At 73.4% G+C, this 20,429-nt stretch carries 15 protein-coding genes and 1 tRNA gene; 1 reads left to right on the top strand and 15 read right to left on the bottom strand.

Features of this window, described 5'->3' with window-relative positions; translation table 11 throughout:
- Window position 1 precedes the first annotated feature (1 nt).
- From ACWGH0_RS04190 to ACWGH0_RS04175, 4 genes are all read right to left on the bottom strand, one after another.
- Window positions 2–889 (bottom strand): dihydrodipicolinate synthase family protein, encoded by an 888-nt coding sequence (locus ACWGH0_RS04190; RefSeq protein WP_453402577.1) that lies wholly within the window; start codon window positions 887–889, stop codon window positions 2–4.
- 585 nt (window positions 890–1,474) lie between these two features.
- Window positions 1,475–2,941, bottom strand: a complete 1,467-nt coding sequence (locus ACWGH0_RS04185; RefSeq protein WP_453402576.1) for an FAD-dependent oxidoreductase — start codon at window positions 2,939–2,941, stop codon at window positions 1,475–1,477.
- 106 nt (window positions 2,942–3,047) lie between these two features.
- Complete coding sequence (locus ACWGH0_RS04180; protein WP_453402575.1) at window positions 3,048–3,386, bottom strand: (2Fe-2S)-binding protein; 339 nt, start codon at window positions 3,384–3,386, stop codon at window positions 3,048–3,050.
- The gene (locus tag ACWGH0_RS04175; protein ID WP_453402574.1) at window positions 3,383–4,573 is read right to left on the bottom strand and encodes an NAD(P)/FAD-dependent oxidoreductase; all 1,191 of its coding nucleotides are present in this window, start codon (window positions 4,571–4,573) and stop codon (window positions 3,383–3,385) included. Before ACWGH0_RS04175 ends, ACWGH0_RS04180 begins: the two co-directional genes overlap by 4 nt.
- Before the next feature lie 222 nt (window positions 4,574–4,795).
- Between ACWGH0_RS04175 and ACWGH0_RS04170 the strand changes: the two genes are divergently transcribed.
- On the top strand, window positions 4,796–6,169 hold the full coding sequence (locus ACWGH0_RS04170; RefSeq protein ID WP_453402703.1) for an aminopeptidase P family protein: 1,374 nt from the start codon (window positions 4,796–4,798) through the stop codon (window positions 6,167–6,169).
- A gap of 18 nt (window positions 6,170–6,187) precedes the next feature.
- On the opposite strand, the gene ACWGH0_RS04165 is transcribed toward ACWGH0_RS04170, so the two are convergent.
- The 11 genes from ACWGH0_RS04165 to ACWGH0_RS04115 all read right to left on the bottom strand — a co-directional run.
- A complete protein-coding gene (locus tag ACWGH0_RS04165; protein WP_453402573.1) occupies window positions 6,188–6,667 on the bottom strand; it encodes a VOC family protein in 480 nt (159 codons plus the stop codon).
- A gap of 135 nt (window positions 6,668–6,802) precedes the next feature.
- A tRNA-Leu gene (locus ACWGH0_RS04160) sits at window positions 6,803–6,890 on the bottom strand.
- A gap of 431 nt (window positions 6,891–7,321) precedes the next feature.
- Window positions 7,322–8,353: a sugar phosphate isomerase/epimerase family protein gene (locus ACWGH0_RS04155; protein ID WP_453402702.1), complete on the bottom strand. Its 1,032-nt coding sequence runs from the start codon at window positions 8,351–8,353 to the stop codon at window positions 7,322–7,324.
- Between the two features lie 37 nt (window positions 8,354–8,390).
- Window positions 8,391–9,791, bottom strand: coding sequence for an alkaline phosphatase family protein (locus tag ACWGH0_RS04150; protein WP_453402572.1), 1,401 nt, complete (start codon window positions 9,789–9,791; stop codon window positions 8,391–8,393).
- Complete coding sequence (gene eboE, locus ACWGH0_RS04145; protein ID WP_453402571.1) at window positions 9,788–10,957, bottom strand: metabolite traffic protein EboE; 1,170 nt, start codon at window positions 10,955–10,957, stop codon at window positions 9,788–9,790. Before eboE ends, ACWGH0_RS04150 begins: the two co-directional genes overlap by 4 nt.
- 18 nt (window positions 10,958–10,975) lie before the next feature.
- A complete protein-coding gene (locus ACWGH0_RS04140; protein ID WP_453402570.1) occupies window positions 10,976–11,827 on the bottom strand; it encodes a TatD family hydrolase in 852 nt (283 codons plus the stop codon).
- Window positions 11,827–12,549, bottom strand: coding sequence for an EboA domain-containing protein (locus tag ACWGH0_RS04135; RefSeq protein WP_453402701.1), 723 nt, complete (start codon window positions 12,547–12,549; stop codon window positions 11,827–11,829). Before ACWGH0_RS04135 ends, ACWGH0_RS04140 begins: the two co-directional genes overlap by 1 nt.
- A gap of 800 nt (window positions 12,550–13,349) precedes the next feature.
- Window positions 13,350–14,291, bottom strand: a complete 942-nt coding sequence (locus ACWGH0_RS04130; protein WP_453402569.1) for a sugar phosphate isomerase/epimerase family protein — start codon at window positions 14,289–14,291, stop codon at window positions 13,350–13,352.
- Complete coding sequence (locus ACWGH0_RS04125; RefSeq protein WP_453402568.1) at window positions 14,288–15,559, bottom strand: UbiA family prenyltransferase; 1,272 nt, start codon at window positions 15,557–15,559, stop codon at window positions 14,288–14,290. Before ACWGH0_RS04125 ends, ACWGH0_RS04130 begins: the two co-directional genes overlap by 4 nt.
- On the bottom strand, window positions 15,556–16,701 hold the full coding sequence (locus ACWGH0_RS04120; RefSeq protein WP_453402567.1) for an inositol-3-phosphate synthase: 1,146 nt from the start codon (window positions 16,699–16,701) through the stop codon (window positions 15,556–15,558). Before ACWGH0_RS04120 ends, ACWGH0_RS04125 begins: the two co-directional genes overlap by 4 nt.
- 127 nt (window positions 16,702–16,828) lie before the next feature.
- Window positions 16,829–20,429 (bottom strand): ThuA domain-containing protein (locus tag ACWGH0_RS04115; protein ID WP_453402566.1); only part of this gene is annotated, 3,601 nt, incomplete at its 5' end.

The following is a 20,429-nucleotide window of genomic DNA, read 5'->3' as shown; positions in this document are numbered from 1 at the left end:
GTCAGCACAGCCCCGCGGCGACGGCCTTCTCGGTGGCGGCGCGGACGGCCGCCTCTTGGTCGGGCAGCAGGGGAACGCGCGGCGGCCGGCAGGGACCGCCGTGACGGCCGACGACGTCCATGGACAACTTGATCGCCTGCACGAACTCGACCTTGGAATCCCACCGCAGCAGCGGATGCAACTGCCGGTAGAGCGGCACGGCGGTCTCCAACTCGCCCGCGACGGCCGACCGGTAGAGCTCCACCGTGGCCCTGGGCAGGGCGTTCGGATACCCGGACACCCATCCCTTCGCCCCTGCGACGACCAGCTCAAGGACCACGTCGTCGGCCCCGGCCAGCACGTCGAGCCCGGGCGCGAGTTCGCCGATCTCGTAGATCCGGCGGACGTCACCGGAGAACTCCTTGACCGCCCGGACGGAACCGTCGGCATACAGGGACGCCAGCAGCTCGGGCCGCAGGTCGACTTTCGTGTCGTGCGGATTGTTGTACGCCACCACGGGAATCCCGGCCGCCGCGACCTCCGCGTAGTGGGCCCGTACGGAACGGTCGTCGGCGCGGTAGGAGTTCGGTGGCAGCAGCATGACGGACGCGCATCCGGCGTCCCGGGCCTGCTCGGCCCAGCGCCGCGCCTCGACGGCCCCGTACGCCGCGACACCCGGCATCACGCGCTCCCCGCCCACAGCGGCGACGGCGGTCTCGACGACCTTGGCGCGCTCCTCCGGCGTCAGCACCTGGTACTCGCCCAGCGACCCGTTCGGAACGACGCCGTCGCAGCCGTTCTCCACGAGCCAGACGCAGTGGGCCGCGAAGGCGCCGTAGTCGATGGAGAGATCCCGCCGCAGCGGCAACGCGGTGGCCACCAGGACACCGTGCCAGGGGTACGTGTTCATCAAGCCTCGTCTCATAGCGCGGACTGCGCGAATCCCGGTCGCGCACCGGTACTGCCAACCACTACGGCGTGCGGGCCCGCCCCCCGGGGCGCCCCACCTCCACCCGATGCCGGAAAGCGCGCGTCGCCACGGCACCGACCCGACGCCACCGCGAACCGGGAGATCCTGCCGACCCGGTGCCGAAGGAACAGCCGGGGCGCTGCCCACACTCGAAGCGGTGCAGGCAGAAACGCACCGCCACGCCACCGATTCCGACGCACCAGGAAGCGGGCGAGCCCGGCACCCCGGTGCCGAAGGGACAGCCGGGGCGCTGCCCACACCTCCTCGCGGCGCCGGAGGGGACACGCTGAGGCGCTGCCGACACCGCCAAACGGTGCCGGAGGGGACGTGCCGGGGCGCTCCCCGCAGGGTGTTGAACGCAACCACTCGCCAAGAACCGCAGCCGGACCCGAACGTTCGACACCCGAGGAGACGCCCCGGCACGGCACCGACCCCAACGCCCCCGGAGAAAGGGGGCAACAACCACCCCCCGCACCCCAAACGGTGCCGGAGCAGACGGGCCGGGCCGTGCCCCCAGCGGCCCCCTCAAGGCGCCACCCCCTCCTCCCCCGCCAGCACCCCCAACGGCACCGGCCGCGCGAACACCCGCCCAGCCGGCCCCGCCCCACACCCCGCCACCCCCACAACCCCCGGCTCGCACACCCTCCCCTGGCACCACCCCATCCCCGCCCGGCTCAGCAACTTGACGCTGCGCACATCGGTGGCGCCGAGCTCCACCGCCGCCCGCACCACCGACGCCGGAACCTCCTCGCACCGGCACACGACCGTGTCGTCCGTGACCCGCTCCACCCACCCCGCCGGCGGCACGTACACCCCGCCGATCACCGCAGCGAACCGCCGCAGCCTCCGCCGCGCCCGGACCTCCGCCGCCCACCTGAGCCGGTCGGACGTCCGCCCCAGTGCCACCCGCCCAAGCCGTTCCGGCTCCCGCCCAAGGAGCCGCGCCGCGACCGAGCGCCCAGCGATCTTGCCCTCCGCGAGGGCGAGCGCCGCACCTCCCACGCCGCCGGCCTCCCCCGCCGCCCAGACACCCGGCACGTCCGTACGCTGCTCGTCGTCCACGGCGACCCCCCAGCCACCGCCGTCCGTCTCCACGAGGCGGCAACCGAGCGCCCCGGCAAGGTCGGTGTGCGGCAGCAGGCCGTGACCGACCGCGAGGGCGTCGCACGCGATGCGCCGCTCCGTACCGGCCCGCACCAGCCCCGCAGCGTCCACCGCAGCCACGGTCACGGCCTCCAGCCGGTCCGAGCCGTGCGCGGCGACCACGACGTGACGGGTCAGCACAGGGACCCCGCGCCACAACAGCCCGGCGACGTACCGCGCCCCCTCCGCCACCTTCTCCGGATGCCCGGCCAGCCGCGCCGCGCCCCGCACGGCACACCGGGGGTCGGCGGACTCGACCAGCACACGCACCCGCGCCCCCGCCGCCGCCAGCCCGGCGGCCACCGGCATCAGCAGTGGCCCGGTCCCGGCGACCACGACGGTGCGGCCGGGCAGCACGAGGCCGCCCTTGAGCATGGCCTGCGCACCGCCCGCCGTGACAACCCCCGGCAGTGTCCAGCCGGGGAACGGCAGCACACGTTCGTACGCACCGGTAGCGAGGAGCACGGCGTCGCCCAGGACCGCCTCGGACCGGTCCTGTACCGGCCCGACCAGGGCATGCACCACGAATTCGCCCCCACCCGTGCCCGAACCCACGCGCTCGACACACCACACGTGCCGGTCGGCGAGCAACACCACGCGCCCGCCCGCGACGTGCGCGTCCAGCCGGGCCGTCAGCCGTTCCCAGGTACGCCACGCGTGATGCAGCGCGGAGGGCCGCCGCGCACCCAGCCTCGCGTCGGGCTGCCGGTAGAACTGCCCGCCGGGCCGTGCACCGGCGTCCACGACGGTGACCCGCACCCCGAGGTCCGCGGCACGGACCGCCGCCGCCACACCGGCGGGCCCGGCGCCGACCACCACGAGCCCGCCACCGCCCGCATTCGCCGGCACAGTCCGCACACCAGCCACACCCGCCACACCCGCCACACCCACCACACCCACCACACCCGCACCCGCACCCGCACCCGCACCCGCACCCGCACCCGCATCCCGAGCCCTACTCCTCGCCACCCCCACCCACCCCTTCCTGAGTCCGGATGACATCGCCCGCCGACACCGTCACCAGGCAAGCCCGCACATTGGGGCGGCCGTTGACGGTCACGAGGCAGTCGAAACACACCCCGATGCCGCAGAACACCCCGCGCGGCCGTCCTCCGTCCCGCGTGGTGCGCCACGCGGTGACGCCCGCCTCCCACAGCACGGCGGCGACGGTCCGCCCGGGCAGGGCCCGCAGGGGCCGCCCGTCGAGCGTGACCTCGAAGCCGGGCTCGGGCCGCGCCCGTACGAGCCGCAGCGGCGTGGGACCACGGGCGGCCCCGTCACGACGTGCCCTCACCGGCACTCCTCCCTGAAGGCGTCACCACAGAACCGGTCCCCCCGGAACGCCGCGAGGTCCAGCTCCGGCGTCTCACCCGTGAGCCCCTGGGCGACCAGGTACCCCGTACCCGTGGCGAGTCCGATGCCCGCCCCCTCGTGCCCGCAGGCGTGGTGCAGGCCCGGCACCCGCGGGTCGGGGCCGATCGCCGGCAGGTGGTCGGGCAGGTAGGGCCGGAACCCGAGGTAGCAGCGCAGGGCGCTGACCCGGCCCAGCGCCGGGAAGAGCGCGACCGCCTGCGCCGCGAGCCGCCGCGCCACCGGCAGCGAGAACGTGCGGTCGAAACCGACCCGCTCCCGACTCGCGCCGATCAGCACGGGTCCGGCGGCCGTCCCCTCGACCACCGCCGACGTCTGGAGCCCGGCCGAGTCGCTGGCCACGTCGGCGACGTAATCCGCGGAGTACACCTTGTGCCGGACGGTCCGGGGCGGCAGCGGTTCGGTGACGAGCACGAAACCGCGCCGCGGGAGGACCGGAAGGTGCGCCCCCGCGAGCGCGGCGACCTCACCGCCCCACGTCCCGGCGGCATTGACGACGGCCGGCGCGTGAATGTCCCCCCGGCTGGTGCGTACGCCGAGCACGCGCCCGCCGCCGGCGGCCCGCCGCACCCCGGTCACGACTTCCCCCGTACGCAACACAGCGCCCGCCCGTCGCGCCTCCCGCACGAGACGCGCGGCGGCGAGGGCGGGCATCACCTGGCAGTCCTGCGGGTAGAACACGCCTCCCGCAAGTCCGCCTGCCAAGTGTGGTTCGAGGGAGCGCAGTTCACTCGCGTCCACACCCGTCGCCTCCACCCCGCCCGCACGCTGCCGTGCGGCGAACTCTTCGAGCGCGGCGAGCCCGGCGTACTCCGTACCCACCACGAGCCCGCCTTTGGCCTCGTACTCGACGGCCGCACGCAGACCCGGATCCTCCGCGACGAGCCGGCGCCACAACTTCAATGAGAGCAGAGCCAGTTCCAGCTCCGGCCCCGGCTCCTTGTCGGACACCAGCAGGTTTCCCTCGCCCGCCCCCGTGGTGCCGCCGGCCACCGGCCCCCGGTCGACGAGCACGGTGCGCAAGCCCCTCCGGGCCGCGTAGAAGGCGCAGGCAGCACCCACCATTCCGGCCCCAACCACCACGACATCGCAGGTCAGTTGGCTACTCACGCCAGTACAATGTCACATGTTCCCTTTCGCGCCAAGGGTCTCTACGCTGAATCCCGCACCACGCGCGACCAGAACCAGGCCCAGATCCCCGCGACCAGAACCCAGCGACCAGAACCCAGCAACCCAGCGACCAGAAGCGAGCGACAGGGAAGAGGACCGCACGTGTTCAAGGACCGCATCAACAGCCTCAGTCCGACCGTCTCCGACGAACTGGCCGCGCTCATGAAGCGCGGCTGGGCGGACACCGAGCGGCGCGACCTCGTACCGGCGGAACAGAGCCCGTACGCGGCCGAGCGCCGCGCCGCGCTGTCCGCCCGCTTCCCCGGCGAGCGGCTGGTGATCCCCGCCGGGAACCTCAAGGTACGGGCCAACGACAGTCACTACCCCTTCCGGCCCTCCAGCGAGTACGTGCACCTCACCGGGGACCAGAGCGAGGACGCGGCGCTGGTACTGGAACCGCTGCCGGAGGGCGGCCACGAGGCGACCGCGTACCTGCTGCCCCGGTCAGACCGGGAGAGTGGCGAGTTCTGGCGGGACGCCGCCAAGGGTGAGCTGTGGGTCGGCCGCAGGAACAGCCTGGCCGAGGCCGAGGTACTGCTGGGGCTGCCCTGCCGGGACGTGCGCGCGGCCGCCCGCGAACTGCGCGCCGCGGCCGCCGCCGACCCGGCCGTCACCACCCGCGTGGTGCGCGGCCACGACGCGGGCCTGGAGGCGGCGCTGGACACGGACGAGAAGCTCGACACCGAGTTGCAGACCGCTCTGTCCGAGCTGCGCCTGGTCAAGGACGAGTGGGAGATCGGGGAGCTGCGCAAGGCGTGCGACGCGACGGTGCGCGGCTTCACCGACGTGGTGCGGGAGCTGGCCACCGCCGTGGCCACGTCCGAACGGTGGATCGAGGGGACCTTCTACCGCCGCGCCCGCCTGGAGGGCAACGACGTCGGCTACGGCTCCATCTGCGCGGCGGGCGAGCACGCCACGATCATGCACTGGGTGCGCAACGACGGCGAGGTGCGCCCCGGCGACCTGCTTCTTCTCGACGCGGGTGTGGAGACCCGGACCCTCTACACCGCCGACGTCACCCGCACCCTGCCGATCGACGGCGTCTTCACCCCGCTCCAGCGCCGGATCTACGACGCGGTGTACGAGGCCCAGCAGGCCGGCATCGACGCCGTGCGCCCCGGCGCGCGCTACCGGGACTTCCACGACGCGGCGCAGCGGCGCCTGGCGGAGAAGCTGGTCGAGTGGGGCCTGCTGGAGGGCCCCGCCGAGCGTGTCCACGACCTCGGGCTCCAGCGCCGCTTCACCATGGCCGGCACGGGTCACATGCTGGGACTCGACGTCCACGACTGCGCGACCGCCCGCAGGGAGTCGTACGTCGAAGGAACGCTCCTGCCGGGCATGGTGCTGACCGTCGAACCGGGTCTGTACTTCCAGCCGGACGACCTGACGGTGCCGGCGGAGTACCGGGGCATCGGCGTACGCATCGAGGACGACATCCTCGTGACCGCCGACGGCAACGAGAACCTGTCGGCGGGCCTGCCCCGCACCTCGTCCGAGGTGGAAAGGTGGATGCGGGGCCTCACCGCACCGCGATGACACCGCCGGCGGCCGGGACTACTCCCCCGCGTGGGCCCTCTGGAGTGCGGCGATGTCGAACTTGACCATCGACAGCATCGCCTCGGTGGTCCGCTTCGCCTTCTCCGGGTCGATGTCGCTGATCAGCTCGACGAGCCCGGCGGGAACGACCTGCCAGGACACCCCGAACTTGTCCCTGAGCCAGCCGCAGGCCGTACCGGAGCCGCCTTCGACGAGCCGGTCCCAGTAGTGGTCCAGCTCGTCCTGGTCGTCGCAGAGGATCTGGAACGAGACGGCCTCGTCGAAGGTGAACCGCGGACCGCCGTTCAGCGCCACGAACCGCTGCCCGTTGGCTTCGAAATCGACGGTCATGACCGTGCCGGCCTCCCCCGGGCCGGCCTCGTTGTAGCGGGTGATCCTGCCGAGGCGGGAGTCCTTGAAGATCGAGACGTAGTGGTTCGCGGCCTCCTCGGCCCGGTCGTCGAACCACAGACAGGTGGTGAATCCCTTGGCGGCCATCGGTACCTCCGGCGCATGCGTGGACGTTTACCCATGAAGACCGCCCGGCGGCCGCAAACTCATCGGCGAGGAGGCGGGGGGGGTGAAACGCAAGAAGACCCCAGATCGACTGGGGTCTCCACTTGCTGGTGTTGCTGGTGTCCGAGGGGGGACTTGAACCCCCACGCCCGATAAAGGGCACTAGCACCTCAAGCTAGCGCGTCTGCCATTCCGCCACCCGGACCAGGTGGTCGGCCCCGGTTTCCCGCGGCGACATGGAAAACAATACCAGGGGTTCGGTGTGGGTTTCACCTGCGTATTACGTGGTCAGGGCGTGTGGCGGGCCCGGGACGGAGCGACCGGGCCGGCTCCGGGGCACTGCCGTCACAGCACGTCGCCGCCTGTTCACGCATGGCGTTCGTGGAGTGTGGTTGGCCTTCACGGCGGCCGGGCCCCGAGGCGGCTGTCAGAGCCGCACAAGGGGGGCCCGTACGGACCTCAGTGACGCGTACGGCGTGGCCGTACCCGGCCGGCGCGACTGTGTGCCACGTCACGTGGGCCGGGGCGGTCCCCCGCCTGTAAGGGCGCCTCGGATCCGCCGGGCGGCCGCGGGCCCGGCATATCGAGCCGAACCCGCGGCCGGTCAGCCGCGACGCGGTCTGACGGCGACTGCCCTCAGCAGTCCTTCTCGCGCAGTGAGTGCAGGTGGGCGCTGGACTTGCGGGCGAAGGCGAACGACTCGACCGGGTTGTCGTGCTCCGCCTGCCAGTGGTGGTCGCGGCGCCCGCCGCGGGTCTTCGACACAGCCGAGATGAACCGCTTGTAGTCGATGTCCCCGTCCCCGACGTCCACCATCCGGTAGCCGTCCCGGGCGGACGCGTCGTGCTCGCCGTCCTTCACGTGGAAGAGCGGGTAGCGGTCGGGCTGCTCCAGTACGTAGTCGAGGGGGTCGAAGGGGGCCGGGGTGCCGTCGGCGCGCCGGCCGAAGCGGAACTGGGCCGCGTACGCCCAGTAGATGTCCATCTCCAGGTACACCAGGTCGGGGTCGGTCTCGGCGAGGAGTACGTCGTAGAGGCGGATGTCGGGCCGGTCGGTCGCGAAGGAGAACTCCTCGGCGTGGTTGTGCTGGTAGAACTTCATGCCGCGCGCCTTCGCCGCCGCCCCGTACGTGTTGAAGTCCTCGGCGGCCCGCTTCCAGCCGTCGACGGTCGCTCCGTAGCGCCAGGGTCCTGAGGCGGTGCCGATGTGCTTGAGGCCGAGGGCCTGGGCGTCGTCGAGGACCTTGGTGAGGTTCTGGGCGAAGGTGTACGCGCCGGGGTCGCCGTCGGAGTAGTAGCCGACGTGGCTGCCTATGCCGCGCAGGCCGTGGTCGCGGGTGAGCTTCCGGAGCTGGGCCAGGGTGATGGCGCCCGCGGAGCCCTGGGTGTAGCCGGCGTACTCGACCTCGTCGTAGCCGAAGCGCTCCAGCTCGGCGAAGACCTTCGCGAAGCCGAGGGTGGAGACCTTGTCGCGCAGGGAGTAGAGCTGGATGCCGAGGCGGCCGGGCGGCAGGACAGGGCGGCCGCGGCCGGTGCCCTGGGCCGCCGCCGTGGGCGCCGTGGCTCCCAGGAGGGCCGCGGCGGTGGCCCCGGCGGCCACGCCGAGCATGCCGCGGCGGGAGAGCTTGTGGGTGAGCTCGGGGTCGGTGGTGGTCGTCTTGCGGCTCATGGGTCGCACGGGTGGAACTCCTTCGTCAGGGCTCTTGTCAGTGCAGTCCGGCAAGCTGGAGGAGCAGGGCTTTCACATCGGTGGCCGCGACGCGGTCACCGACGGCGCGGGGGGTGGAGCACAGGATGAGCGGACCGTCTTCGTCGCACTCGGGGAGGCGGCCGTGGCTGCCTCGGACGGGTGAGGGGTCGAGGGGCACGACCGCCATGCGGTAGCGCATGCCGAGTTTCTTGCGGGCGAGGGCCTTGGCCGCCTTGACGCGTACGTACGGGTCGAGGGGGTCCATGAACAGTTCGGCGGGGTCGTAGCCGGGCTTGCGGTGGATCTCGACGAGCCGGGCGAAGTCGGGGGCCTTCGCGTCGTCGAGCCAGTAGTAGTACGTGAACCAGGCGTCGGGTTCGGCGACGGCGACGAGTTCACCGGAGCGGGGGTGGTCGAGTCCGTGCCTCTTCTTGCCCTCGTCGTCGAGGAGTTCGGCGACGCCGTCGAGGTCCGCGAGTGCCGCGCGGGTCGCCGCCAGGTCCTCGGGGCGGCGTACGTACACGTGCGCCAGCTGGTGGTCGGCGACGGCGAACGCCCGTGAGGTCGTGGGGTCGAGGTACTCCATGCCGTCCTGGGTGTGGACCTCGACGAGCCCCGCGCGCCGCAGGGCCCGGTTGATGTCAACGGGCCGGGAGACACGGGTGATGCCGTACTCGGAGAGCGCGACGACCGTACGGCCTTGGGCCTTCGCGTCGTCGAGCAGCGGCGCGAGGGCGGCGTCGAGGTCGGCGGCGGCGCGGTGGGAGCGCGGATCGTCGGGTCCGTAGCGCTGGAGGTCGTAGTCGAGGTGGGGGAGGTAGCACAGCGCCAGGTCGGGTTCGCGGGTGCGCAGGATGTGGCGGGTGGCGTCGATGATCCACTGCGAGGAGACGAGGTCGGCGCCGGGGCCCCAGAAGTGGAACAGGGGGAACGTGCCGTACTTCTCGGTGAGTTCGTCGTGGAGGGACGGGGGCCGGGTGTAGCAGTCGGGTTCCTTGCGCCCGTCGGCGTAGTAGACGGGGCGCGGTGTGACGGTGTAGTCGGTGTCCGCGCCCATGGCGTACCACCAGCAGATGTTGGCGACGGTGTAGCCGGGGTGGGCGCGGCGGGCCGCGTCCCAGATCTTGTCGCCGGCGACGAGGCCGTTGTGCTGGCGCCACAGAAGCACTTCGCCGAGTTCGCGGAAGTACCAGCCGTTGCCGACGATGCCGTGCTCGGCGGGGGTGGTCCCGGTGAGGAACGTCGACTGGGCGGCGCAGGTGACGGCGGGCAGGACGGTGCCGAGCGGCGCCTGCGAGCCGGAATCGGCCAGCCGTGCGAGGTGCGGCATGTGGGCGAGGAGCCGGGGGGTGAGCCCCACGACGTCCAGGACGAGCAGGGGGGTGGGGCGGGCGCCGGTGGTGCCTGGGTGCGTCACGGCAGCTCCTTGAGGCCGAGGTCGACCAGGAGGTCGCGGGCGAGGGTGAGTTCGGCGGCGATTCCGTCGGCGAGCTGGTTGCGGTTGCGGGGGCGCAGCTCGGGCGGCAGTGCCTGCCAGGTGTACGTCTCGACCTCCAGGTGCCGGGTGAGCGGGGCGGGCCCGCCGACCAGATGGGCGAGGGCGTCCTGGAGGACCGGGAGGGTGGAGGTGAGCGGCGGGGCGGGCGGGGCGTGCAGGGGGACGTGGAAGTGGGCGCGCCAGGGTGCCCCGTCGGGAAGCGTTTCCGGGATGAGGGCCTCGCCTAGGTCGTCGGTGCCGCGCAGTCCGGCCGCGGTGCGGGTGCGGGTCTGGTGGAGGAAGCGCGGTTCGGCGAACGCGGCCAGGGCTTCGCGTACTTCGGGGAGGTGGGGGTGTTCGGCGTGCAGGGCGGCGGAAAGCTGCGCCTTGGGGACGGTGATTCCGGCGGCGGTGAGCGCGGCGAGGGCGGTGGCCGGGTCCTCGAAGGAGGTGGCGAGGTGGCAGGTGTCGACGCAGACCCCGATGCGCGGGGTGGCGAGGGCGGTGAGGGGGCCGATGGCGTCGGCGGTGCTCTCGATCGTGCAGCCCGGCTCGGGTTCGAGGCCGATGCGGACGGACTTGCCCGTCAGCTCCTCCAGGGCGTCCAGGCGTTCGGCGAGCGTGGTGAGCGCCGCGCGGGCGGCCTCGGCGGCGGCCTTGCCGAAGGGGACGCGCCAGGCGAGGGGGAGGGTGGAGACGGTGCCCTCGGTGACGTCGTCGGGCAGCAGTGCGGCGAGGAGGTGGGCGAGGTCGGTGGTGTGGTCGAGCCGGGGGGCCTCGGTCCAGTCGGGGCGGTACACCCGGTACTTGACCTCCTCGGCGCCGAAGCCCGCGTACGGGAAGCCGTTGAGGGTGACGACCTCCAGTCCGCGCCGGTCCAGTTCGGCGCGCAGGCCGCGCAGGGCCGCCGGGTCGGTGATGAGTGCGCGGGCGGCGTCCCTGGCGAGCCACAGTCCGATGCCGAGGCGGTCGCGGCCGAGGCGTCTGCGGACGGGCTCGCAGTGGTCGCGCAGCTGTGCGCGTACGCCGTCGAGGGTCTCGGCGGGGTGGACGTTCGTGCAGTACGCGAGGTGGACGGTCGAACCGTCGGGGTGCCGGAAGCGCATGGTGGGCGTCCCTCCCCCTCATTCCCCGCCGCGGAGGACGGAATTGCCCTCGTGGAGCGGGGCGGGGGCGTCGGAGACGTCGAGCCGCAGCCGGCCGCTGAGACCGTAGAAGGCGACGGGGTTGCGCCACAGGACCTGGTCGACGTCGTCCTCGGTGAAGCCGGCGGCGAGCAGGGCGTCACCGACCTTCCGGGTCTTGAGCGGGTCGCTCTTCCCCCAGTCGGCGGCGGAGTTGACCAGCACCTTCTCGGTGCCGTGGTCCTTGATGACGGCGACCATGCGGTCCTCGTCCATCTTGGTGTCGGGGTAGATGGAGAAGCCGAGCCAGCAGCCGCTGTCAGTGGCGGCCTTTACGGTTGTCTCGTTGAGGTGGTCGAGGAGGACGCGCTCCGGGGGGAGGTTCGATTCACGGATGACGTCGACGGTGCGGTGCAGACCGGCGAGCTTGTCGCGGTGCGGGGTGTGGACGAGGGCGGGCAGCCCGTGGTCGGCGGCGAGCTGGAGCTGGGCGGCGAGGGCGGTGTCCTCGGCGGGGGTCATGGAGTCGTAGCCGATCTCGCCGACGGCGACGACAGAGTCCTTGACGAGGTAGCGGGGAAGCGCGTCGAGAACGGGGGTGCAGCGGGGGTCGTTCGCCTCTTTGGGGTTGAGCGCGAGGGTGCAGTGGTGGGCGATGCCGTACTGGGAGGCGCGGAACGGCTCCCAGCCGAGGAGTGCGTCGAAGTAGTCGAAGAAGCTGGCGGGCGAGGTGCGGGGCTGGCCCAGCCAGAAGGACGGCTCGACGACGGCGCGCACTCCGGCTGCGTACATCGCCTCGTAGTCGTCCGTGGTGCGGGAGGTCATGTGGATGTGGGGGTCGAAGATGCGCATCAGGACTCCTCTGTGGGGGCGGCCGTGGGCTCCGGGCGGGCCGTGGTGTCCGGACGCGCGGTGAGGCTGCCGGGGGCCGTGGTGTCCGGGTGGGCCGTGAGGGCGAGGACGCGGTGGAGATCGTCCGGTACGGGGCGGCCCGCGGCGGTGCGTTCCGCCGCGTAGTCGCGGAGCATCCGGGCCAGTTCGGCGTCGGCCCGGGCGCGCGACGACAGGCGGTCGACCGCGTCCACCGGCACGCCGGTGAACAGGCACTTGAGGACGGCGTGCCGCCAGGCGTGCTGGTCGAGGTGCTCGGCGGCGTACGGGCCGACCGCGGCGGCGACCAGGCGGGTGTCATTGGTGCGCAGGGCGTCTTCGACGAGCGGGAGCGCGGAACCGAGGGGCGTCAGCGTGCCCAGGTGCGGCAGGGCCAGCAGGACGGCCCGGCGTTCGGCGGCGGTGCCGTGCGCGTAGAGACGGCCGGCGGTGCCGTGGCCGGCTCGTACGGCGTGCAGCAGGAGAACGCGGGCGGCGGCGGCCAGATCCTCGGCATCGTCCGGGCCGGCCCGGTGCTCCGGGCCGGACGGGCCGGAGGGTGCGGGACGGCACTGACGCCCGGCTTCGGCGAAGCGAAGCTCCCAGACGGGCAGGGACCCGCTGGGCGGGGTGTGCTGCCGGGTGGGCAGGGCGTGCTGCCCGGCTGGCGGGACGTGCTGCCCGTTGGGCGGAACCTGGGCGATCGGCGGGCTTCCGTCCCCGGGCACGGCATGTACGGTCGGCACGGCCTGCACGGTCGGCAGGCACTCCTCCGTGGGCGCGGTGTGGGCAGCGGCGTGGTCCCCGGTCGGCGTTGCCCGCCCCTGCGGGTCTGCCGGCCCGCTGGTCGGGCCCCGCTCCCCCGTCGGGGCGGCCTGCCCCGTGGGCCGGGGCTGCCGCTGCGGATCGGCCCGCCCGGCCAGGGCGGACTGTCCCTGCGGATCGGTCCGCCCGGTGGGCGAGCCCTCCTCGCCCGTCGACGCGGCCTCCCCCCTCGGCGCGACTTGCCCGCTAGGCGCGACCTTTCCCTGCGGATCGGTCCGCCCGATGGGCGAGCCCTCCTCGCCCGTCGACGCGGCCTCCTCCCTCGGCGCGGTCTTCCCGGTGGGCGGGGTTTGCCCCTGCGGATCGGTCCGCCCGGTGGGCGAGCCTTCCTCGCCCGTCGACGCGGCCTCCCCGGTCGACGCGGCCTCCCCGGTCGACGCGGCCTCCCCCGTCGGCGTGGTCTGCCCTGTGGGTGCGGGCCCCTCCCCCGTCGGCGCGGTCTGCCCGGTGGGTGCGGTCTGCCCCGTGGGTGCGGGCCCCTCCCCCATCGGCGCGGCATCCCCCATAGGCTCGGCCACCCCCGTCGGCGCGGGGCTCTCCCCCGTGGGCGCCGCCCGGGTGGCGGCGTGGGACTCGGCTTCTGCCAGGGCCTCGTGGAGCCAGGCGCGGGCCGCTCCTGCCAGGTGTCCTTCGAGTGCGGCTTGGAGGGTGCTGGGCGGTGCGCCGTTCGTCAGTTCGGTCAGCACCGTGCGTCGCCTCCTGCCGGGAGAAGCGGTGCGGTGGGCCGGGCCGTGCGCAGGAATTCGATGGACCGCGCGGCCAGCTCGGGGCCGGCGTGCGAGTGGCGGGGGAGTTCGACGACCGTCAGGCCCTGGTAGCCGGTGGCGGCGAGGGCCTCCAGTACCGGCGGGAAGTCGATCTCGCCTTCGCCGAACGGCAGGTGCTCGTGCACACCCCGGCGCATGTCCTCGATCTGGACGTGCCGCAGCCACGGAGCCGCTTCCCGTACGCAGTCGGCGGGCGGGGACGGTTCCAGGCACTGGCAGTGGCCGATGTCGAGGGTGAGGCCCAGGGGGGCCGGGTCGCCGAGCGCGCGACGCAGGTGGTGGAAGTCGGCGAGGGTGGCGAGGAGGTGACCGGGTTCGGGTTCGACGGCGAGCGGTACGCCGGCGTCCGCTGCCGCGTCGAGGACGGGGGCGAGCGCGTCGGTCAGCCGCTGCCAGGCGGTCCCGGGCGTGGTGCCCGCCGGGGTGACGCCGCTGAAGCAGTGCACGGCGTGGGCGCCCAGATCGGCGGCGACGCGTACGGCCGTGACGAGCAGTGCGACGCGGGCGGCACGGGCGGCCGGGTCCGGATCGAGCAGCGACGGCCCGTGTTTGCGGCGGGGGTCGAGGACGTACCGCGCGCCGGTCTCGACGGTCACGCCCAGACCGAGCCGCGATAGCCTCGCGGCCACCTGGGCCGTACGGGCCGCCAGCCCGGGGGCCAGCGGGTCCAGATGCATGTGGTCGAGGGTGAGCCCGACGCCGTCGTACCCGAGGTCCGCCAGCAGGGTCAGGGCGTCGTCGAGCCGCAGGTCGGTGAGTCCGTTGGTCCCGTAGCCGAAGCGGAGGGAACCGGGGGCGGAACGGGACAGGCCTGCGGGGGCCGGGCCGGACTGGTGTGCGCGGGTGCCGGTCATGTGGGGCTCACCTTTCGCGACAGCTTGCGGGCGACGGGTACGAGCCCCAGGAGCGCCGCCCCGGCCCCGACCGCGCCGCTGCGGGCGGCGAGGGCGGCCTGCAGCGGGATCATGGCGCGGATCCCGCCGCCGACGGCCCGTTGGGTGAGCGGCGGCGAGGGGTTGAGCGCGGCGTGGAGCAGCGGCTTGCCCGCCGTGCGGAGGTAGGCGGCGGCCGCCAGGCCGGCGGGGGTCGCGAGGTGGGCGGCGACGCCGTGCGCCCGGTGGCGGCCGCGTGGTCGCCGGGTGGCCGGCACGGGTGCTCCACCGGTTCCCCGGGGCGGCTCGACGGCGCCCGCGCCGCCGGGACGGCTGCGGGCGGTCAGGAAGGCCAGCACGGCGGCTGCCGCGAGGGCGGCGAGAGGCGCTCCGGTGGAGCCGCCCTGTGTTTCCCGGCGCGAGACCGCCGTGACGGCGTAGGTGTGCGCGCCGAGCACGGTCGCGGCGGCCAGTGCGTCGCGTCCGGGGGTGGGCCGTGCATCGCGGGCATCGCGGCCGTCATGGGTGGGCCGTGTCCCGTGGACAGCGTTTCTCGCCCCGCCGCTGCGCTCGCCCAAGATTCGCTCCGGACCCCGGTCGACGGACGCCGGACGAGCCGGGTTCGCCGCGGGCGAGCGGTGATCCGCCGTCCGCACGCCTTCCGGTGACGGTTCGGTCCCCCGGTGCCGCGCCTGGCGAGCCGCGTCATGAGTGCCTGCCCACGCCGCGTCGGGCCCGAGCGGCGACCGGCGGCCCCGGGAGGCGGCGAGGCGCGCGGGAACCCGGGCCCGTGCCGCCGTCGCCGTCGCGCCCAGCAGCAGGTCGAGGGAGCGGGCCGCGGCCATGGCGGCGGGAGCAGCCACCGTGTGCTTCAGGCGCAGGTCGTACGCCCAGATCGTGGCGGCGAGCCCCGAGGCCACCGCCAGCGCCGGCCGGCCCGCGCGGGCGGCCAGCGCGAGGCCCGCCGCCGTCAGCGCGCCCGACGCGACCAGCGCCGCCCGAGGGGTGACGCGGCCCGAGGGGATCGGGCGGTGCGGGCGGTCCACCGCGTCCTCGGTCCTGTCCGCCCAGTCGTTGAGCGCCATGCCCGCCTCGTACAGGCACAGTGAGGCGCCGACGGCCAGCGCCGTGCCCCGGTTGGGCCGCACACCGACGGACGCCGCGCCCGCCACCGCGTCGCCGGGGACGGTGAACAGGGCGGACACCCGCAGGAGCTGCGCCCACGCGGCGAGCCGGGCGGACGGCCTCATCGGGCCGCCCGCAGGCGCGCCGCGAAAGCCAGCAGCACCCCGTACTGCTCCCCCAGACCAGCCGGGCCGCCGCCGTCCGGGTCCTTGAAGTAGAAGCCGAGTTCGGGCAACGGGCCGCGGACGCCGGCCTCGTGGGCGCGGGCGAGCAGCCGCGCCAGGTCGAGGACCAGCGGCGCGGCGAGCGCCGAGTCGCAGCCCTGCCAGGTCGTCTGCAACGTCATCCGGGAGCCGAGGAAGCCGTCGAAGGCGATGTGGTCCCAGGCCGTTTTCCACTCGCCGAGCGCCGGTACGTCGTCGATGTGGACGTCTCCCTGCGGCAGTGTGCCGAGCGCGTCGGCCAGTACCCGGTTCTTGCCCGCGTTCTTGGCCGCCGCGGCGGCCGGGTCGGCCAGCGCCGCCCCGTCCCCGCCGCCGAGCAGGTTCGTACCCGACCACGCCCGCACGGACAGGGCGCGCTGCACGAACATCGGGGCGAGTACGGAGCGGAGCAGCGTCTGGCCGGTCTTGCCGTCCCGTCCGGTGTGCGGAACGCCGGCGGCCGCGACGGCGTCCCGGAGCGCGGGGGCGCGCAGGCCGGTGGAAGGCGTGAAGTTGACGTACGGGCAGCCGGCGCGCAGGGCGGCGGCCGCGTAGAGGGAGCTGGGCGGCAGTGTGCCGGGGTCTGCCGGGGCGGGTTCCGTCGAGGCGACGTTGACGACCACGACCCGGTCGAGGCGCCGCCGGCGCGCGAAGTCCAGCAGGTCCGCGGCGAACGTGCCGATGAGCTCCTCGTCGCCGCGCGTGTCGCCCGGCAGGGGGCCGCCGGTCCGGATCTCGGCGTCGGCCGCCGCCAGTTCGCCGCGTACGGCCGAGGCCAGGCCGTGCGGCAGGACGCCGCCCGCCTCCAGCTCCTCGGCCCGTTTGGGCAGGGGGCAGCTCACCGTGTCGTGGCCGCCGAAGACCAGCGAGGACAGCGCGGGCAGGCCGCTGCCGGCGAACGGCGGTGTCTCGGTGACCATGCCGTCCGGAGCGTGCAGGCCCGCGGTGAGCGCCGCGCACCCCGCGACGGCCGTGGTGGCGACGGAGCCGCGTGCGCCGACGAACCACACCCCGGTGCGTGCCGATTCGGTGTGCGCCGTCGTGCCTTGGGATGAGGTGGTCACGGGCTGCCTCCCTGCCGGAGCGGTGAGAGATGAAGACGTGGAGAGGTGGGGCGGTGGGGCGTTCGTACGGTGGAAGACGGCGGGCGGGGCTCGGCGTGCACCCGCCCGCCGCCGGTCTCGTGCGGCCCTACGAGCCGCTGGGCGCCGCCTTCTCCTTCAGCTTGATGTTGCGGAAGGCGACCCGGTCACCGGAGCCGTGGTTCTGGATGCCGATGTGGCCCTGTGCCAGGCTGCGCGCCGGGTCGGTGTTGGTGAAGTCGTTGATCTTCACCCCGTTGAGGAAGACGCGGAGCCGTTCCCCCTCGACCCTGATCTCGTACGTGTTCCACTCCCCCGGCGGGTTCAGCGCGGCGTCCCGTGCGGCGGTGTTCGCCGCCTTGAAGCCGTACACGGACCCGGTGGTGCGGTCGGGGGCGTCCGTCGCGTCGATCTGGATCTCGTAGCCCTTGGCGACGGCGGACCACGGGTCGTCGGAGGCGGGGAAGCCCACGAAGACGCCGGAGTTGTCGTCGCCCGACATCCTCCAGTCGAGCTTCAGCGAGTAGGACCCGAGCTCCTTGGCCTGGTACCAGAGGAGCCCCATGCCGCCGACGGAGTTCAGCGTGCGGTCGTCCTTGATCTCGAAGGAGCCGGGGCCGGCCTGCTTCCAGCCTTCGCGGGTCTCGCCGTTGAAGATCGACCGGTGGCCCTTGGCGGGCTTGCAGTCGACCTTGGCGATGCCCGTCGCGTAGAGCAGCCCGCCGAGCAGGTGCTTGCGGAAGGCGGGTTCGGCGTACGACTCCTTGGTGTGGCCGCCGCCCGTGTAGAAGGAGCGCCCGCCCTCGTACGGCTGGCACCAGGCGATCGGGTGGTCGCCCTTCATGTTCCCGCCGGTGTACGTCGTCTCGTCGAGGGTGGCGAGGACGCGGGCCTGGTCGCGGGGGTTGGTGCGGTAGTTGTACCACTCGTCGGTGCGCTGCCAGGTGCTGTCCAGGTGCGCGGTGGCGGGGTGGTCGTGGTCCTCGACGCGCACGGTGGCCGACTGGATCTGCGGGTGCGAGTCGAAGTGGGCGCCGACGAGGCCGCCGTAGAACTTCCAGTCGTACTCGGTGTCGGCCGCCGCGTGGACGCCCAGGTAGCCGCCGCCGTCGGCGACGTACTGCTCGAAGACGGTCTGCTGGTGGGCGTTCAGCACGTCGCCCGTGGTGGAGAGGAACGCCACGGCCGCGTAGCGCGCGAGGTTCTCGGGGGTGAACTGCTTCGCCTCCTCGGTGGCGTCGACGGCCAGGCCGCGCTGCGCGCCCAGTTCCTTGAGCGCCGTGACGCCCGCGCCGATGGAGTCGTGGCGGAAGCCGGCGGTCTTGGTGAAGACCAGGACGCGCTTCTTGGGCGTGGCGTCGCTCTTCGCCGTGGAGAAGGTGAAGTCGTCGATGTCGTAGAGGGCTCCGCCGCCGCCCTTGAAGACGAGGTAGAGCGTGGTGGTCCCGGCCGGCGGCCGCTTGATGGGGGTCGTCACGTCCTGGAAGGTCTCCCAGCCGCCCGTCACGGGCACGACGGTCGATCCGATGAGCCTGCCGTCGGGTGAGCCGGTGCGGATTTCGAGGGTGCCGCCCGCGCCGCCGGAGGAGATCCGCGCGGTCAGGGAGGCGGCGTCGCCGACCCGGTAGGGCGTGAAGGCGATCCAGTCGCCGTTCTCGATGTCGCCGACGGTCTTGCCGCCGTGCGCGGGCGTCTTGTTGTGGACCTTGACTCCGGAGGAGGTGGAGAAGTGCTCGGCCTGGCGGTGCTTGGGCTGGGCGACGGACTGGTCGTGGGTGGTCAGCGGGGCCTGGCCGCCGGCCCCCTTGTCGGTGTACTCGGCGTCGAAGGCGCCGAAGATGTTGGCGTTCGGGTCGTGCTCTCCGTCGGCGATGGTCTTGATGGTGCCGGAGCAGCCGAACGCCTCGGTGATCTTGTGGCCGTGGCTGTCGTGGCCGAGGAAGTGGGACACCTTGACCTTCGAGCAGTCGACGGCGCCGTCCTCCGCGTCGGTGACCTTCACCTTGAAGGGCACCTCGTCGCCGAAGGTGAAGAGCTGTCCGTCACCGGGCAGTTCGAGGGTCACCTTGGGGGCGGTGTTGCCGACGACGATCCGCACGCTCGCCGACCCGGTCCGGCCGGTGGCGTCCTTGGCGGTGACCGTCGCGGTGTACGTGCCGTTCTTCCGGTACGTGTACGCCGGGTTCGCCGCCGTCGACGTGCCTCCGTCGCCGAAGTCCCAGGAGTACTTCAGGGCGTCGCCGTCGGAGTCCGTGGTTCCGGCGGAGGAGAACCTCACCCGCAGCGGGGCCTGGCCGGACGTCCTGTCGGCGGCCGCTTCGGCCACCGGCGAGTGGCCGCCGGTGGCGTTCTCGATGCGGTAGAGGCCGGAGTGCTCGTCGCCGCCGAACCAGGCGGTGCCGTAGTCGAGGACGTACAGCGCGCCGTCGGGCCCGAAGGCCGAGTCCATGACCTGGGTGCCGGTCCAGGGGACGGGGTTGATGGACCGCACGGTGCCGTCGGCGTCGTGCTCGACGCGCTTGATCCAGCGGCGGCCGAACTCCGTGGCGAAGAAGTCGCCGTCGTACGCCTCCGGGAACTTCACCGGGGAGTCGGAGTCCTTGTCGTACCGGTAGACGGGTCCGCCCATCGGGGACTCGGAGCCGCTGCCGAACTCCGGGAGCGATCCGCCGTCGTACGGGATCCACGCCTCCTGGGCGGGCGGCAGGTCGGTCAGGCCGGTGTTGTAGGGCGAGGTGTTCTTCGGGGCGCCGCAGTCGAACGCGGCGCCGGACTCCTTGGTCGCGAAGTCGTAGTCGACGTACGGGTCGTTCTTGCCGGTGCAGAAGGGCCAGCCGAAGTTGCCGGGCTTGGTGACGCGGGCGAACTCGACCTGTCCGGCCGGGCCGCGCTTCGGGTCGGCGGCGCCGGCGTCGGGGCCGTAGTCACCGACGTACAGGACGCCGGTCTGCTGGTCGACGCTGAAGCGGAACGGGTTGCGGAAGCCCATGGCGTAGATCTCGGGGCGCGTCTTGTCGGTGCCCGGAGCGAAGAGGTTGCCCTCGGGGACCGCGTACGAGCCGTCGTCGTTCACCTTGATGCGCAGGATCTTGCCGCGCAGGTCGTTGGTGTTGCCGGAGGTGCGGCGGGCGTCGTACGCGGGGTTGCGGCCGGGGCGTTCGTCGATGGGGGTGAAGCCGTCGGAGGCGAAGGGGTTGGAGTCGTCACCGGTCGACAGGTAGAGGTTGCCCTGCGCGTCGAAGTCGATGTCGCCGCCGACGTGGCAGCAGATGCCGCGGGTGGCCGGTACGTCGAGGATCTTCTTCTCGCTGGCGTTGTCGAGCGTGCCGTCGGCCTTGAGGACGAAGCGCGAGAGGCGGTTGACGCCGTCGTACTTGGCGAAGTCGGCGGCCGTGCCGTCGTTCGGGGCGTCGCCCGCGGGGGTGTCGAGCGGGGGCGCGTAGTAGAGGTAGATGCGCCGGTTCTCGTTGAAGCCCGGGTCGACGCCGATGCCCTGGAGGCCCTCCTCGTCGTGCGAGTAGACCGGGATCGTGCCGATGACGCGGGTGTTGCCGGCGCTGTCGGTCATGCGCAGTTCGCCGTCGCGCGAGGTGTGCAGGACGCTGCGGTCGGGGAGCACGGCGAGCGACATGGGCTCGCCCGTCTCGGGCTCGCCCTTGGCGAGGGTGACCTGCTGGAAGTCCGCGGCGGCCGCCCGGGCCCCGGCGGGC

This window comes from Streptomyces sp. NPDC054887, assembly GCF_053610585.1.
The sequence above is the reverse complement of the archived record's forward strand: the minus strand, read 5'-3'. Positions and strand labels throughout refer to the sequence as shown.